The organism is Neorhizobium sp. SHOUNA12A (assembly GCF_023006505.1).
In the GTDB taxonomy this organism is placed as follows: domain Bacteria; phylum Pseudomonadota; class Alphaproteobacteria; order Rhizobiales; family Rhizobiaceae; genus Neorhizobium.
The window spans coordinates 25,026-38,132 of sequence record NZ_JALBGV010000036.1 but is presented as its reverse complement, the minus strand read 5'-3'; the positions used below and the strand labels follow the sequence as shown (position 1 = coordinate 38,132).

General features: G+C 62.5%; 16 protein-coding genes. 8 read left to right on the top strand and 8 right to left on the bottom strand.

Features of this window, described 5'->3' with window-relative positions; all coding sequences use genetic code 11:
* Positions 1 to 26 precede the first annotated feature (26 nt).
* Positions 27 to 326 (bottom strand): 50S ribosomal protein L28, encoded by a 300-nt coding sequence (gene rpmB / locus MOV63_RS17275; protein WP_151044732.1) that lies wholly within the window; start codon positions 324 to 326, stop codon positions 27 to 29.
* Positions 327 to 577: 251 nt separating this feature from the next.
* Between rpmB and MOV63_RS17270 the strand changes: the two genes are divergently transcribed.
* The 3 genes from MOV63_RS17270 to MOV63_RS17260 are packed head-to-tail and all read left to right on the top strand — an operon-like array spanning position 578 to position 2,963.
* A complete protein-coding gene (locus tag MOV63_RS17270) occupies positions 578 to 1,351 on the top strand; it encodes a DUF3108 domain-containing protein (protein WP_247035186.1) in 774 nt (257 codons plus the stop codon).
* Between the two features lie 35 nt (positions 1,352 to 1,386).
* Positions 1,387 to 2,274 (top strand): DMT family transporter, encoded by an 888-nt coding sequence (locus MOV63_RS17265; protein WP_247035185.1) that lies wholly within the window; start codon positions 1,387 to 1,389, stop codon positions 2,272 to 2,274.
* Between the two features lie 35 nt (positions 2,275 to 2,309).
* Positions 2,310 to 2,963: a lysoplasmalogenase gene (locus MOV63_RS17260; protein ID WP_247035184.1), complete on the top strand. Its 654-nt coding sequence runs from the start codon at positions 2,310 to 2,312 to the stop codon at positions 2,961 to 2,963.
* Here the strand turns inward: MOV63_RS17260 and MOV63_RS17255 are convergent.
* Both MOV63_RS17255 and gloB read right to left on the bottom strand, forming a co-directional pair.
* Positions 2,960 to 3,379, bottom strand: coding sequence for a cupin domain-containing protein (locus MOV63_RS17255; RefSeq protein ID WP_247035183.1), 420 nt, complete (start codon positions 3,377 to 3,379; stop codon positions 2,960 to 2,962). The genes MOV63_RS17260 and MOV63_RS17255 overlap by 4 nt on opposite strands.
* Positions 3,380 to 4,150 carry a hydroxyacylglutathione hydrolase gene (gene gloB / locus MOV63_RS17250; protein ID WP_038546356.1) on the bottom strand — a complete coding sequence of 257 codons (771 nt, stop codon included), beginning with the start codon at positions 4,148 to 4,150 and terminating at the stop codon, positions 3,380 to 3,382.
* An 88-nt stretch (positions 4,151 to 4,238) separates the two neighbouring features.
* Between gloB and MOV63_RS17245 the strand changes: the two genes are divergently transcribed.
* The 3 genes from MOV63_RS17245 (at position 4,239) to MOV63_RS17235 (ending at position 7,204) form a co-directional block, all read left to right on the top strand.
* Positions 4,239 to 4,979, top strand: a complete 741-nt coding sequence (locus MOV63_RS17245; protein ID WP_247035182.1) for a class I SAM-dependent methyltransferase — start codon at positions 4,239 to 4,241, stop codon at positions 4,977 to 4,979.
* Between the two features lie 189 nt (positions 4,980 to 5,168).
* Entirely contained in the window at positions 5,169 to 6,278 is a 1,110-nt protein-coding gene (gene hisC / locus MOV63_RS17240) for a histidinol-phosphate transaminase (protein ID WP_247035181.1), read from the top strand.
* A complete protein-coding gene (locus MOV63_RS17235) occupies positions 6,275 to 7,204 on the top strand; it encodes a prephenate/arogenate dehydrogenase family protein (protein ID WP_247035179.1) in 930 nt (309 codons plus the stop codon). The genes hisC and MOV63_RS17235 overlap by 4 nt, the downstream gene beginning before the upstream one ends.
* A 6-nt stretch (positions 7,205 to 7,210) precedes the next feature.
* Here MOV63_RS17235 and MOV63_RS17230 read toward each other — a convergent pair whose 3' ends face one another.
* Complete coding sequence (locus MOV63_RS17230; RefSeq protein WP_247035177.1) at positions 7,211 to 8,215, bottom strand: DUF2125 domain-containing protein; 1,005 nt, start codon at positions 8,213 to 8,215, stop codon at positions 7,211 to 7,213.
* Between the two features lie 54 nt (positions 8,216 to 8,269).
* On the opposite strand from MOV63_RS17230, the gene MOV63_RS17225 reads away from it, so the two are divergent.
* Entirely contained in the window at positions 8,270 to 8,818 is a 549-nt protein-coding gene (locus MOV63_RS17225; protein ID WP_247035176.1) for a gamma-glutamylcyclotransferase, read from the top strand.
* Here MOV63_RS17225 and MOV63_RS17220 read toward each other — a convergent pair.
* The 4 genes from MOV63_RS17220 to ftsE all read right to left on the bottom strand — a co-directional run bounded on the left by MOV63_RS17220 (position 8,803) and on the right by ftsE (position 12,184).
* A complete protein-coding gene (locus tag MOV63_RS17220) occupies positions 8,803 to 9,594 on the bottom strand; it encodes a 1-acyl-sn-glycerol-3-phosphate acyltransferase (RefSeq protein ID WP_247035174.1) in 792 nt (263 codons plus the stop codon). The genes MOV63_RS17225 and MOV63_RS17220 overlap by 16 nt on opposite strands.
* Before the next feature lie 83 nt (positions 9,595 to 9,677).
* Entirely contained in the window at positions 9,678 to 10,409 is a 732-nt protein-coding gene (locus tag MOV63_RS17215; protein ID WP_405029344.1) for a YdcF family protein, read from the bottom strand.
* A gap of 64 nt (positions 10,410 to 10,473) precedes the next feature.
* Entirely contained in the window at positions 10,474 to 11,532 is a 1,059-nt protein-coding gene (locus MOV63_RS17210; RefSeq protein WP_405029343.1) for a cell division protein FtsX, read from the bottom strand.
* Positions 11,525 to 12,184 carry a cell division ATP-binding protein FtsE gene (ftsE, locus tag MOV63_RS17205; protein ID WP_038590651.1) on the bottom strand — a complete coding sequence of 220 codons (660 nt, stop codon included), beginning with the start codon at positions 12,182 to 12,184 and terminating at the stop codon, positions 11,525 to 11,527. Before ftsE ends, MOV63_RS17210 begins: the two co-directional genes overlap by 8 nt.
* A 207-nt stretch (positions 12,185 to 12,391) precedes the next feature.
* On the opposite strand from ftsE, the gene MOV63_RS17200 reads away from it, so the two are divergent.
* Entirely contained in the window at positions 12,392 to 13,051 is a 660-nt protein-coding gene (locus MOV63_RS17200) for a hypothetical protein (RefSeq protein ID WP_247035172.1), read from the top strand.
* The last annotated feature ends 56 nt before the right edge of the window (positions 13,052 to 13,107 follow it).

The window sequence follows — 13,107 nt, the reverse complement described above, 5'->3', positions numbered from 1 at the left end:
AGCCGGATGATTTGTCGTCAGGCCGATCAGGCCGCAGCAGCGACTTCGGCGGTCTTCTTGACGATCTGGCGGCGCAGCAGGCGGGCGCGCATCGACAGTTCGGTCTCGTCGGACTTCAACAGGAAGGCATCGAGGCCGCCACGATGTTCGACGGAGCGCAGAGCGTGCGCTGAAACGCGCAGGCGATAACGCTGGCCGAGAGCGTCGGAGATCAACGTGACCTGGCACAGGTTCGGCAGGAACCGACGGCGGGTCTTGTTGTTGGCGTGGCTTACGTTGTTGCCGGTCAGAACGCCCTTACCGGTCAGTTCGCACACACGAGACATGGATACACCTTTGTTCTTCTGCAATCGGATGGTACTTCCGGACAATGCCCGGCGCGCCGATCCAACTGGTCCTGAGTGGAAAGTTGCGGTTCTATAGTCAGTGGGGCTCGTCGCGTCAAGCCAAAACCTTAGCCTAACCCTAAGAGAATCCGCTGCCAGTGCCCTGACGCCGCTATTTTCTTGCCATGATGCACCGTCTATATGTCTCCAGGAAGACGCTTTTCGGCGTCCTCATCGGTCAGGGCAGAATCATGAACCTTCACGGCTGTTTCGTCAGTGCCTTCGTGCTCGTCTTCGGGTTCACGACCGTTCCGCTCGGCTCGGCGGAAATCCGGCATGTCAGCGAATACGATATTTCGCTCGGGATCCTGCCGATCGCCAAGGCATCATTCGCGAGCGAATTCAACAGCAGCGACTACAAGATCACCGGGACGTTCAAATCGGCCGGGATCGTCAACATCATCAGCCGCATCTCCGCCGAGACCAGCGTCAGCGGGCGAATGCAGGCCGACAAGCTGCAGGCCGAGCGCTACAACCTCGTTTACAGCGCCGGCCGGCGCACGCGTGTCTACGACGTCGAGTACCGCAACGGCAATGTCACCGAGACGACTGTCAAGCCCGAGCCGACCCGCAATCCGGAAACCTGGATTCCTGTGACGGACAAGGACCTGCACGCGGTTCTCGACCCGTTGAGCGGCCTCATCTTCCCGGGCGACGCTAAGGTCTGCCCCAGTCGGTTGCCGATCTATGACGGTGAGTCGCGGATGGACCTGGTGTTGACGCTGAAGGGCACCAGGCCGTTTTCGACCGACGGTTTCAAGGGTGAGGCGATCGTCTGTTCGATCCGCTACCTTCCGAGATCGGGCTTCAAGCGCGGGCGCAGCGATATCGAATATTTGCGCAAGACGCCGATGGAAATCTGGTTTGCCAAAGCGCAGTCGGTAAATGTATATGCTCCCGTCTACGCCGTCATCCCGACAAGGATGGGGCAGGTTTACGTGACGGCCGTCAAATATGGCGGTTGAATAAGGCGCCCGCCCGGGCGTCCAAGGGGGCAGGGGTGAAAATCCGGGGAACGTTGATCGGTTTTACGGCGATCCTGATGTGGTCGCTGCTGGCCCTGATGACGGCCGCATCCGGAAAAGTGCCGCCTTTCCAGATGAGCGCGATGACGTTCGCGATCGGCAGCCTGCCGGGTATCGTGCTTTTTATCGTCAAGCCTGAGCGTATTGCTTTCCTGAAGCAGCCACCGAAAGTGTGGATCACCGGCATTGGCGGTCTTTTCGGTTATCATTTCCTCTATTTCACCGCGCTTCGGAATGCGCCGGCAGTCGAGGCGGGGCTGATCGCCTATCTCTGGCCGCTGTTCATCGTCGTCGGTTCGGCCCTGCTGCCGGGCGAAAGGCTGCGCTGGTATCACGTGGCTGGTGCTGTCGCCGGGCTTTGCGGCACGATCGCCATCGTTTCCCGCAATGGCCTTGCCTTCGACGACGCCTATCTCGTGGGTTATGGCGCGGCTTTTCTTTGCGCTTTCACCTGGTCGGGTTATTCGCTTTTGACGCGGCGCTTCGACCGGGTTTCGACCGATGTCGTCACCGGTTTCTGCCTCGGCACGTCGCTGCTCTCGCTGATCTGCCATCTGGTGCTCGAGACGACCGTCTGGCCGGCTAATGGCAGCGAGTGGGCGGCAGTTGTCGGCCTCGGCCTGCTGCCGGTCGGCGCTGCTTTTTATGCCTGGGATTACGGGGTCAAGAACGGCGATATCCAGATCATCGGCGCGGCAAGTTATGCGGCGCCGCTGCTGTCGACGCTGATCCTGGTCGCATCGGGTTTTGCCGAAGCGAACTGGAACATCCTGTTGGCCTGCCTGCTGATCACCGGAGGGGCGGTGCTGGCGGCGCGGGATATGTTCCGGCCGAAGCCAATTGCGGAAGCCGCGGCCGAATAGGCGTTCCTGAAAGGGTCGGGGACGTGGGGGAAGAGATGTATCTGTCGTTATGGGCGGTGCTTGCCGCCTCGATCGCGCTTGCGATCCATTATTTCCGCTGGCTGAAAAGGCCGGCAAGCCATCTTCGCGCGATGCTGAAGACCGTACCGGCCTTGCTGCTTGTGCTCTACGCCGGTCTTTCCGGCGCGCCGGTGCTGTTCGTCGCAGCGCTGGCGCTCGGTGCACTCGGAGACGCCTGCCTTGCCTACGAGGGAGAGCCAGCCTTCGTCGCCGGGCTCGCGGCCTTCCTCGCTTCGCATATTGCCTATGCGGCGCTGTTCTGGCCGTCGATAGAACCGAGCCTACTCGTCGCCTCCGCATGGCGTTATACGGCGGCATGGATCTTCGTGGTGCTGACGGGCATGACGTTTTTCATGCTGTGGCGCCCTGCCGGACGGCTCGCCATCCCCGTCGCCGCCTATGGGGTCGCGATCCTCGCCATGGCACTTTCGGCGCTGGCGGTGAAGCCGATCCTGCCGGCGGCCGGTGCTGCGCTGTTCGTCATGTCCGACACCGCACTGGCGGTCCAGAAATTCCTGGTCAAGCCGGATGCGCCTGTCATGGCGAGGCTGAAGCCGTTCGTGTGGGGCACTTACTTCACGGCACAGCTGATCTTTACGCTGGCAATTGCCGGCCTGCCGTTGTCTTAGACCGACGGTTCCCATCCGGGCGGAGCCATCTCGAAGCTCGAAAACTGAAAGCCTGGCGCGACCGTGCAACCCACCAGCGTGAACCGGCCAAGCGGTTCCGCCGCCTGCCAGGCGTTCGCAGGGACCACGGCCTGCGGCCGTTCGCCCCTGGCGAGATCGGTGCCGAGCCTCACCTCTTCGACCGTCTCGCCCTCGGAAATCCGCAAGAGCAGCGGATCGCCGGCATAGAAATGCCAGGTCTCCGCCGCATCGCGAACCCGATGCCAGTGTGAGCGTTCGCCGGCTTCCAGCAGATAATAGATCGCCGTCGAGTGGCCACGCGAGCCACCCTCAGCGTCACGAAACGTCTCGACGTACCAGCCGCCTTCCGGATGCCGCTGCATGCCGAGCGTGGTGATGATCTCCTCCGGCGTCATTCAGAAGTTGTCCTTGCGCTTGCGGATTTCGGCAAACACTTCCTCGTTGGATTTGCCCTCCATCAGGAGGTTGCGGCGGATGGCCGGGTCCGATGCGCGCAGGAAGGGATTGGTTTCCTTTTCCAGCCCGATCGTCGTCGGAATGGTGAACCGGCCGGCCGCGCGCTGCGCCTCGATCTCGCTTGCGCGCGCCTGCAGACGCCCGTTGTCCGGATCGACGCTCAGCGCGAACTTCGCGTTCGAGAGCGTATATTCATGACCGAAATAGACGGCAGTCTCGTCCGGCAGAACGGCGAGTTTCTGCAGCGAGTGCCACATGTCGGCGGCCGGGCGTTCGAACAGCCGGCCGCAGCCGAGCGCAAACAGCGTGTCTGCCGCAAACAGGATCTTGTCATCCGGGAAATGGTAGCAGATATGGCCGGCCGTGTGGCCCGGCGTCTCGATGACGCAGACGAGATGTTCGCCGAACTGGAATTCGTCGCCATCCGCCATGGTCTTGTCGAGGCCGGGGATCGCCACGGCCTCGTTAAACGGGCCGATGATCTCCAGCCCGAACTTTTCCTTGAGCGCCAGGTTGGCTTCCACGTGGTCGCCATGGTGGTGGGTGGTGAAGATGTGGGTGATCTTCCAGCCGCGCCGGGCCGCCGCTTCGAGGATCGGCTTTTCCTCCGGCGCATCGATCGAGGCCGTAAGACCGCTTTCCGGATCGTGCACGAGAACGCCGTAATTATCGCTGCGGCATGAAAAAACTTCGAGTTCCAGTGGTCTCATAACATAACCCCATTGCTGAAAGTGTTTTGCGTCACAATGTAGAGACTGGTCCCTTGAAGTCCAACCACCGTCTGGTACCAAATCACGCATGCACACGGATATCGTCGATCTTCGCGAATTCTATCACTCGCCCCTCGGCCATCTCGCCGAGCAGTCGATCACGTTCGCGCTGTCTTCGCTCTGGGCGCGGCTGCCGGAGGAGCGGCTGGTGGGCCTTGGTTACGCCGTACCGTATCTCGACCGGTTCCGCGCCGATACGGAGCGCACCTTTGCCTTCATGCCGGCGGGGCAGGGGGCGGTGAACTGGCCGGTCAGCGAGCTTTCCTCGACGGCCCTCGTCTTCGACGAGGAACTGCCGCTGCCGGACTCTTCCGTCGACCGCGTGCTGATGGTGCATTCGCTGGAGTTTGCCGAAAATCCGCGGGAGACCTTGAAGGAACTCTGGCGGGTGCTGGCACCCGGTGGGCGGCTGGTCATCGTCGTGCCCAATCGGCGCGGCGTCTGGGCGCGCATGGAACACACGCCGTTCGGCTCCGGCCGGCCCTATTCACGCGGGCAGCTCACCTCGCTGCTGCGCGAGACCAATTTCACGCCCGGTGCCAGTGCCGAGGCGCTGTTCTTCCCGCCGTCGAAGATCCGCGCCGTGCTGAAGCTGCGCCAGGCCTTCGAGCGCATGGGCCGGCGTTTCTGGCCGGTTTTTTCGGGGGTCATCGTGCTGGAGGCCCAGAAGCGGCTCTACCAGGGCCTGCCGGTCGCCGCCCGCGCCTCCCGGCGCGTCTTCGTGCCGGTGCTGGCACCTCAAGGCGTGCCTACGACGCGGACGCGGTGAGGATCGTCCCTCATCTGGCTGCATTCTCCGGCCCTTGGCTTTGGCTCAGGGCGTTCGTCATTCGAAACGATTGACTGGATCGTTTCGTCGGCTGCGCCGACCATTCCTCACCCCTCGACAAAGCCGAAATTCGGCTTTAATCCCACTGGATCACACCCGCCATTCAGGCTTTCCAAAAAGGTTGATCCGATGAGCATCGTCACGAGTGAGCCCGTTCCGCGTCCCGGCATCCTGGATATCGCCGCCTATGTGCCCGGCAAGGAACATGCTCCGGGCGTTGCGCGGGTCTTCAAACTTTCGTCCAACGAGACGCCGCTCGGCGCCAGCCCGAAGGCGATCGACGCTTTCAAACAGGCGGCCGGCCATCTCGAACTCTATCCGGACGGCCAGGCGATAGCGCTGCGCGAGGCGATCGCCTCGGTGCACGGGCTCAACGTCGCAAACATCATGTGCGGCAACGGTTCCGACGAGCTGCTGGGCCTGCTCTGCCACGTCTATCTCGGTGCCGGTGATGAGGCCATCATCACCCAGCATGGTTTTCTCGTCTACAAGATCCAGATCATGGGCGCCGGCGCCACGGTCGTCGAGGTGAAGGAGAAGGATTGCACCGTCGACGTCGACGCGATCCTTGCCGCCGCCACCGACAAGACGAAGATGGTGTTCATCGCCAATCCCGGCAATCCGACTGGTACATATGTCCCGGTCGCCGATGTCCGCCGCCTGCATGCCGGGCTGCCGAAGAGCGTCATCCTCGTGCTCGACGCTGCCTATGCGGAATACGTGCGCAAGAACGATTACGAAGCCGGCCTCGAACTGGTGTCGTCCAACAGGAACGTCGTGATGACCCGCACCTTCTCCAAGGTCTACGGGCTTGCGGCGCTGCGCATCGGCTGGATGTACGGCCCGGCCGGCATCCTCGACGCGCTGAACCGCGTGCGCGGCCCGTTCAACATGAACGCCCCGGCGATTGCCGCAGGTGCGGCCGCCATCCGCGACCAGGCCTTTGTCGAAAAAGCGGTCGAGCACAACAATCTCTGGCAGGGCAAGCTTACCCACGCGCTGCAGGCGATCGGCCTCAAGGTGACGCCTTCGGTCGCCAATTTCGTGCTCATCCATTTCCCGGATGTCGACGGCAAGCGGGCGCCGGAAGCGGATGCCTTCCTCACCAGCCGCGGTTACATCCTGCGCGCCGTCCGGGGCTACGGTTTCCCGAATGCGCTGCGCATGACGATCGGGTCGGAGGAGGCCAATCGCGGCGTCATCGAAACGCTCGGCGAATTCATGGGCAAAAGCGCATGAGCACGCCGCTTTTCGACCGAATCGCGCTGATCGGCATCGGCCTGATCGGCTCCTCGATCGCACGGGACGTCAAGGAACAGGGTTTGGCCGGCGAGGTGGTGATTTCCACGCGCAGCGCCGAAACCCTGAAACGTGCCGAAGAGCTGACGCTCGGCACGCACTACGTCTCCTCGGCTGCTGATGCGGTGAAGGATGCCGATCTGGTCATCGTCTCGGTGCCGGTCGGCGCATCGGAGGCGGTTGCAAAGCAGATCGCCGGCAGCCTGAAGCCCGGCGCGATTGTTACCGATGTCGGCTCCACCAAGGCCTCCGTCATCGCGCAGATGGCGCCGCATATGCCGGAAGGCGTGCATTTCATTCCGGGCCATCCGCTGGCGGGCACCGAAAAATCCGGCCCGGATGCCGGTTTTGTCGGTCTGTTCCGGGACCGCTGGTGCATCTTCACGCCGCTCCCGGATACGGATCAAGGCGCGCTCGATAAGCTGAAGTCCTTCTGGATGGCGCTCGGCTCGCGCATCGACGAAATGGACCCGCAGCACCACGACAAGGTTCTGGCGATCGTCTCCCACCTGCCGCATATCATCGCCTACAACATCGTCGGCACGGCGGACGATCTCGAGACGGTGACCGACGCGGAAGTCATCAAATATTCCGCCTCCGGTTTTCGCGATTTCACCCGTCTTGCCGCGTCCGACCCCACCATGTGGAGGGACGTCTGCCTGCACAACAAGGATGCGATCCTGGAAATGCTGGCGCGTTTTTCGGAAGATCTCGCCTATCTGCAGCGGGCGATCCGCTGGGGCGAAGGCGACAAGCTGTTCGAGCTCTTCACCCGCACCCGCGCCATCCGCCGCTCCATCGTCCAGGCCGGCCAGGATGTTGACGCTCCGGATTTCGGCCGCCATTCACTCGACGCCAAAAAGTGACCGGGGTCAGATCGGCGGAATTTCGCCGATCTGGATGAAGCCGCCTGCGAACACCTTGCCGCGGTTGATAGTGAGGTCGAGCGACGCGCTCTTGCCGCGGCCGAGCGCGGACAGCATGTTGGCGGCGCTCTTCAGCGTCGGGGCGATCTGCGGAAAGGCCTGGCTGAGGCTGTCCCGCCAGGCATCGATCCGCTCGATCCGGAGCTTCAGCTTGCCAGACAGATAACCCTGCTCGTCGAAGGAGAAAGGCCCTGAGACGGTGATCAGCTTGCCGTCGCCGAGATCGGCCGAAAGGCTGCGCATCTGGCCCTGTGTACCGTAGAGAGCGGTTCCATTCGGATCGGTTCCGTCGATCATGCCGGCGCGGCCGGTCAGGGTCAGGTGCAGATTGGTCGTAAACCGGGGCAGAAGCTGCGGCAGGTCCTTCATCACCACATCGGTGTTCTGCAGCGTCATGGCCGCGTCGAGGTCGTTGCCGTTCTGGCGCAGATGGATTTCGGTGTGACCGGCGCTGATATTGAAGGCCTGGCCGGTTGCCGACGATAGGATGTTCGTCTTCGCATTCTCGATCACCGTCGAGGTGCGCTCCACGCCGCGAAACCGGGTGATGAGGCTCGACTGGAAATTTTCCCAGGTGGTCGAAACCGAAAGCCCGTGGCCGGTGCGGATCTCGATCGGTGAATCGAGTTCCCAGACGATATGGCCGGGATTGTAAACCTGGGCGGCGGACCGCAGCGCGCCGAACGTGGCGGAAATGCCGTTGGTGCGGTCGTCGACCGAGACCTTCGAGCAGAACAGGCCGATCCGGAAGGGATAGCCACGATAGTCCGCGTCGGCGCATTCGGCCGAGATGCCGCGGCTTTCCTGGCTGCCGAGCAGGGCTAGCGTCCGCTCCTTCAGCGTCGAGGCGCCATAGAACCAGCCTGCGGTGTAGAGCGCGATTACCAGCACCACGCCGGAGGCGAGTAGCCACAATTTGCCGCTGACGCCAGTTCGGCTTGACGCTGCCATGATGTTCTCCAATGGTGCTGAAAACTTGGGGCGGGATGCTTCAATTGGAATGGTGTGGCGCGGGATATGGACGAATTTTGGGTGTTTGGCTACGGGTCTCTGATGTGGAATCCCGGTTTTACGTTTGAGGAAAGACTGCCCGCACGTGCTTTCGGCTTCCGCCGCTCCCTCTGCGTCTGGTCTTACGTGCATCGCGGCACGCCGGATCGTCCGGGACTTGTCCTCGGCCTCGACCGCGGCGGCTCATGCCGAGGCGTCGCCTTCCGGGTGAGTGAGGACAGCCGAGAGGATGTGCTCGACTATCTGCGCCGGCGCGAACTTGTCACCAATGTTTATCTGGAAAAGATTCTGCCCGTCTCGCTCGGCGACGGGCGGCAGGTGAAGGCAGTCGGCTATATCGTCGATCGCCACCATGTCCAATATGCTGGCGCGCTGGAAATCGAACAGGCGGCGGAGATCGTCGGCGTCTCCTCCGGCCAGTCGGGCCCCAACGATACCTATGTGTTCAACACATTGGCCCATCTGAAAGATATGGGTATCCGCGATCACTGGCTGGAAGGCGTTGGCGCGGCCGTGACGGCTGGATTTCAGGCCGCCGTCTGAGCTTTCAGCTCCGCAAGCCGCTTCACCGCTGACGGCGGCAGCGGCAGGTGCGGATTAGCGGCCACGGTTTCGACCAGCAGCCTGTCGCTTTCCCGTTCCAGGGTTTCGACCAGATGGGCGTAAAAAGCATCCGGATCCATGCCCGGTGCGATCGGCGGCAGGACACGGACCTTGAAATGGCCGGGATATTTGATGAGTTTGCGGCGGCCCCAGAACAGGCCCCAATGGGCGACGACCGGCACGACCGGCACCTGCACGTCGCGATAGATACGGGCGATGCCGTAGCGGTATTGCGGCTCGGCGCCCGGCGGTCGGCGCGTGCCTTCCGGATAGATGATGAGCTGGCGGTTGTTTGCCATCTCCTCCTTCGTCCGGTTCATAACATCGACCATCACCTTGCCGCGGGCGCCGCGGTTTACCGGGATCATCTTCTGCTTGGCGGCGTACCAGCCGAACAGCGGGATCCACATCAGCTCACGCTTGAGGATATAGACCGGGTCCCGCTGCCAGGGCAGAAGTGCCACGGTATCCCAGGCGGATTGATGCTTGGGGGCGAAGATGCAGCCGCCTTCAGGTACGTTCTCCAGCCCCTCGATCTCGAACGTGGCGCCGACGATCTTTGCCATCAGCCAGTTGCAGGAGGCGGCCCAGGCTTTGGGGATGCGGTAGGCCGCCTTGCGCGGCATCAGGAAATAGATCGGGCTCAGCACGATCATGCGGACGATCAGGTTTGTGTAGAAGGCGATGTTGAAAAGAACCGAACGCACCAGCAGCATGGAAGCTTCCTCTTGGACAGGCGTTGCCTACACGAGATCGGGCGGGGAAAAAAGCGTCGGCTCGTCATCCGGAGGGAAAAGTATCAGAGCGCGGGCTTTGATGCAGTCTTCGGCGGGTCTTCGTTGCGCAATCCGGTGCCGCGCTCGATGCCGAACCAGTCGCGGCAGGTAGCCAGCACGACCTTGCCGTATTCGGAAAGCATGGTGCGCAACACGTCCGGCTCGGCGAACCAGGCTTTTCGGGTGAGATCAGAACTGACCACCGGATAGGCAATGAACTCGGTTACCGGGTCGGCACGCCGCAATTCGTGCAGGCTGCGCAGCATGTGATAGTTGTTGGTGACGACCAGCACGGACTTGTAGCCGTGGTCGTGGATCCAGCGGGTGATTTCGTTGGCATTGCCGATCGTGTCGATCGCATCGTAGCCGATATCGACGCAACAGGCGAAGAGGTCGGGCGAGGCCTGCGTGACCTTGCGGATCTGGGTCGGGCTGGTGGACGGATGCGCTCCCGAGATCAGCAGGCGCTGGCCGGCTCCATCCCGCAAAAGTCCGAGCGCCTGTTCGATGCGCAGATAGCCACCGGTCAATACGACGATCGCATCGGCCTTGACGCCGTCAGGCGCCTTCAGTGACGTCACCGCATTTGCAAACCACAAAAAACCACCGAAAAGCAGCGCCAGCCCGAGCACGCAGGCCATGATGATGCGCCGGGCGGCCCATCGCAGCCGGCTGTTGCGCGAAAACACTCTCCCGAGCCACCGCCGCGGGTGGCTATCCGCTTCATTTTCGGGTGTGGTCGGAGCCGGTGTCATGATTGTCCATAGCCGGAGATTCGTGGCGAGAACAGGGCCAACCTACAGAGGGACGGCAACCGATTCAAGAAGCTGATAACCCGTCGGAACGCGATGGATCGGATCGGATCAGGTCGATCTCGTCGATGGTGCGCATGACCGTGAACCGGGCCGTGAGCGTCGTCAGCAGCGCGATCACGATCATCGTGGCGAAGATGCCAAGATAACCGCCGGCGCCTATCGTGAAGGAACCGAACAGGGCGCTCGCCTGATCGCTTTCGGGCGTCGCGAGCGAATTCGCCTGCCACATGTTGGCAATGGCGAACATAGCGGCTGCGAGCGCACCGCCGGCGGCGGAACCCTTGATGCTGATCTTCAGGAAATGTTTCTGGAATTCGCCGGCCACGAATGAACTCTCGGCGCCGACGAAATGCAGCACCTCGACGATATGGCGATTGCCGGAAAGCGCCCCGCGGGTGGCAAAGATCACCGTCAGGATCATCGCCGTGAAGACGAGGATGAGGACGCCCATGCCGATCAGCACCGTCGTATGGGCCATCGACACCAGGCGATCCACCCAGGTGCGGTGATCGTCGAGGAAGGCCTGCGGGATTTCCGTCTTCAGGAGATCGCGCATCCCGGCGAAATCTGGCGGGTTCTGCTCGTCAATGGTGACGATGACGAGGCGCGGTATAGGCAGATCGTCGAAGTTCAGTCCGGTGCCGAGCCACGGCTCCAGAAGCCTTGCGGTCGCGCTTTCGTCCATGATCGTACCTTCGCGGGTGCCGACGAAGGTGAGCGCCAGGTCGCGGGCCTTCTTCAAAGCGGCGTCCATGTCGAGCCCGTCATCGGGCTTGATCTGGATGGTGATCTCGCGGGAAATCTGGCTCTGCCAGCTCGACGCCGTGGCCCTTACCATGCTCACCGCGCCAAGCGTCAGGCAGGCGAGGAAGGCCATGATGGCGATCACCACCATCAGCGCATTGCCCTGGATGTTGGAGGGCGGCAGGATCGGGGCCGTCGGGCGCACCCGCATCTCGACGCGGCGCGCCTGCTTCTGGCCCGCAGGTTGGGCCTGCCGCTCGCCTTCGGGCTTCGGCGATTGGGCGCTCTTCGTCGCTTCCGGGCGGCTCAGCTCATTCATAGATGTCGAGCCGCCCTTCGGTGAGGATCATCCGCCTTGCATCCACCTGGTCCATCAGCGCCAGATCATGCGTGGCGATGACGACGGCGGTGCCGAGCCGGTTGAGTTCCAGGAACAGACTGAGGAGCCGGCGCGCCATCGGCGGATCGACATTGCCGGTCGGTTCGTCGGCGAGCAGGATTTCCGGCTGGTCCATCAGGGCGCGAGCGATCGCGGCACGCTGCTTTTCGCCGCCCGAGAGGACGGCGGGCAGCACGTTGATACGCTCGCCGAGCCCGACCCATTTCAGAAGCTCGATCACGTCGTTGCGGTAGGAGCTTTCCTCCTTGCCGCGCACGCGCAGCGGCAGCGCGACGTTCTCATAGGTGGTCAGGTGGTCAAGCAGGCGGAAATCCTGGAAGACGATGCCGACCCGCCGGCGCAGCATCGGCAGTTCGGCGCGGGGGATCTGCGACAGGTCACGGCCGAACATATGGATGATGCCGCGGGTCGGGTGCAGCGACATGAACAGCAGGCGCAGGAGCGTGGTCTTCCCAGCGCCCGATGGGCCCGTGAGGAACTGGAACGAGCGCTTGGGGATGTCGAAGGTCATATCCCGCAGGATCTCCGGCCCCATCCCATAGCGCAGACCAACGTTTTCGAAATGAATCAACGGATGACCCAGTCCTCGCTCTTTCGACTCTCTGGTGCCCGTCTATCTCTTAACGACCCGGGTAAACGAACGGTAAATCACGCGCGGAAAAGGGCTAATTTCAGGCCGTATTTGCGAAGCGTTAACCATTTCAATTTACGACTGAGGAGGATTCGATTCAATGCCCGCGATCCCGAACAACGGGGAAAACGGGCCGAAGAGGGCCCCATGAGCACGTTTAGCAGCCATCAGGGCAAAACAGTCATCCAGATGGACATCCTGCCGCCGGAACCTTCCGCGCGCACGACCCGGATAAACCCGCGGCGCGGCGAGGTGGTCGACGCCCAGTTCGTTCCGGTTCGCGAGACCTTCCGCCGGGGACCGGCGCCGCGCTCGCACAATGACAATCGCAGCAGGCGGCCTGAAACCACGGTCGTTGCCGCGTCGTTCGCGGAACGGGTTCTCGCCGGAACTGAGCGTGGCCTGATGCGTCTTTCCGCCGATTTCTTCTCGGCAGTCGTGGCCGTCGTCTTCGTTACCGTTTTCAGCCTCGCGGGCGGCTTCACGTTCCTGTTCGCCGGTTCGGCGACGGCAGGAGCCGGACCGACGCTCGATATCACCCATGTGACGATGACGCCGCAGGATGCCAATGGCATGCGCGTGCTCTTGATCAACGGCATCGTCGAGAACCGCAGCGGCGACAACCGGGCCATGCCGCAGATCCGCGCCGATCTGATGTCGGGCCAGACACTCATTGCGACGACGCTGATCTCGCCGCCGGTCTCGTCGATCGAAGGCCGCCAGAGCCGAGGCTTTTCGGCGCGCGTGCCCCACCCCGGTGGAAAACTGCCCGATCTGCGGCTTTCCTTTGCGGACCGCGGCGCCTAGAGCTTTCTCTTTCCCGGCGGATTGTGGTATCGCGGCTTTTTACGGACACGTAGGAG